We start from the raw sequence: 1,448 nt of genomic DNA, 5'->3' as shown, positions 1-1,448 counted from the left end.
CTCGATGTTCCTTATCCTGCTCGTCAGTAATGTAATCAACTAAGCGATGAAAGCTGCTTTTAGTGCTGCCTCTAGGCTTTACGTGCTTTGCTATCACGGGTGCATTCTCGGCCTGATAACTTTTGACTTTGTGAGTGCTAATTCTGCTTGGTTTGCCTCTATTTTTTCCAACAAATGCACGATAGTACTTTTCTTGAACTGAGCAGTACGTTTGCCATCAGTTAGCCACAGTTTAAGCAACCCACCAAGGCGGCCCAAGTCACCATTAATACGAGCCATTTCTCTAACTTGCTCCGCATCAACAACCCCTGTCACTTCGTACCCTTGTCCTACTGCAAGCAAAAAAGCAGAGGTGCTTTTGCCTGCTTGAGCTGCATTAGCAACAATCAACTCTTTCTCCTCTGGCAGGCAATAGACCTTAATTGGCGCCTGAGCTTTCCGCGTTATTTTCTTGTCTGAATCAGTTGAATTATCCATATGTACCTTCCATTAAAACTGACGGTAGTCAGTTAGCCTCGCAGAGCAAGAGACGTTGAGCACACAGTGCGAATAAGGACAAAAGCGAAGTAGAAACACCTAGCTTGCGACGGTGGGACTACTTCACATATCTTGCCTGCTAAAAGCAGTATACCCAAATTGGAATTGTTCGACAATACTCTGTAATTTCACGTATTCAATTTGGAATTTGCCGGATAAAGCAGGATAAATTCTGGAATTTATCAACTATTTTCAGGAAAAATTCATATTTGATTTAGTCTATTTCGTGTAAAATTCAAATTTTAGAGGCGAACTATACACGATTATGAAGTTGTACGAAGAGATAGAAATGTTTAACAGCGGTAAACCGAAGCGTCTTAAGGTTCAATTTCTCGCTCGTAAAGCAGATATCATTGAGGCGTTAGGACAAGGAAATACTCGAATGGAAATCTGGGAAGTTCTAAAGCATCAAGGAAGCTTTACCGGAAATTACTCATCGTTCTGCTTTTATGTAAGCACACAGATTAACAATCAATCGCCTAAAGTTAAAAAGCCGAAACCTATGTCTACACCAACAAAAGCTGAAGAACCGGCAAAGCAAAAAAATAGGTTCAACTGGACTCCTAACTACGACCCGAAAAAACTGACAGGGTAGTTGCTATTGAGCTAATGATTTGTGTCAACCAACTGCGTGAACGAATGTTCAATCCAGTTCATTCAGTTTTTCATGAATGGTATATACGCGATTTAGTGCGTCCAGGGTAGACTTGAAATTCTGTTGCTTTACATCGCACAGTTCGTAGGCCATGACAGCAGGATAACCTTTGACTAAGTGCAATTTTAAAGCATCAATTTTATTCACACTATTAATGCGAGTTAGCGATAAAAGAAGGTCTATCTTTGCTTCTGACTCTTGCCCCTGAATTAATTTGCTCATTTTAAAACATTACTTAAGATATGTTAACTAATCA

3 protein-coding genes are annotated in these 1,448 nt (G+C 40.2%); 1 reads left to right on the top strand and 2 read right to left on the bottom strand.

Features of this window, described 5'->3' with window-relative positions; translation table 11 throughout:
- Positions 1–93: 93 nt before the first annotated feature.
- Positions 94–477 carry a conjugal transfer transcriptional regulator TraJ gene (gene traJ / locus L2748_RS23865; protein WP_220783602.1) on the bottom strand — a complete coding sequence of 128 codons (384 nt, stop codon included), beginning with the start codon at positions 475–477 and terminating at the stop codon, positions 94–96.
- A gap of 325 nt (positions 478–802) precedes the next feature.
- On the opposite strand from traJ, the gene L2748_RS23860 reads away from it, so the two are divergent.
- Positions 803–1,132, top strand: coding sequence for a TraK family protein (locus L2748_RS23860; RefSeq protein ID WP_248957818.1), 330 nt, complete (start codon positions 803–805; stop codon positions 1,130–1,132).
- Between the two features lie 48 nt (positions 1,133–1,180).
- On the opposite strand, the gene L2748_RS23855 is transcribed toward L2748_RS23860, so the two are convergent.
- A complete protein-coding gene (locus tag L2748_RS23855; protein ID WP_220783604.1) occupies positions 1,181–1,414 on the bottom strand; it encodes an adhesin biosynthesis transcription regulatory family protein in 234 nt (77 codons plus the stop codon).
- Between the last annotated feature and the right edge of the window lie 34 nt (positions 1,415–1,448).

The sequence above is a fragment of the Shewanella sairae genome (assembly GCF_023283535.1).
Lineage (GTDB): Bacteria > Pseudomonadota > Gammaproteobacteria > Enterobacterales > Shewanellaceae > Shewanella > Shewanella sairae.
This window is presented reverse-complemented; position numbering and strand designations above follow the sequence as displayed.